Annotated in this window: 1 protein-coding gene; it reads left to right on the top strand. The window is 60.4% G+C overall.

The genetic code is table 11. The features are described from left to right. Positions 1 to 235 (top strand): hypothetical protein (locus P9254_RS28950; RefSeq protein ID WP_278103936.1); only part of this gene is annotated, 235 nt, incomplete at both ends.

Genomic DNA, 235 nt, shown 5'->3' with positions numbered 1-235 from the left:
ATCATCGGGCTGGCCAAGATGCCCAGCTTGGGGGCGTTCTTTTGGGTGGATGGGGAGATGTATTCCCTGGCGCGTGGCCAGATCGTCGTCAAGGACGCCTCCACCGGCGAGATCGTCAACCACGGTGACGGTCTGTTGACGTGGAGCGAGAAGAAACTGAACCCGGCGACCATCGTCGTCGAAATGGAGCAGGCTGGGCAGGGACTATCGATGCCATTGCTGCTAGGTGTTGCCC

This window comes from Mesorhizobium sp. WSM4983, assembly GCF_029625765.1.
In the GTDB taxonomy this organism is placed as follows: Bacteria; Pseudomonadota; Alphaproteobacteria; order Rhizobiales; family Rhizobiaceae; genus Mesorhizobium.
This window is presented reverse-complemented; position numbering and strand designations above follow the sequence as displayed.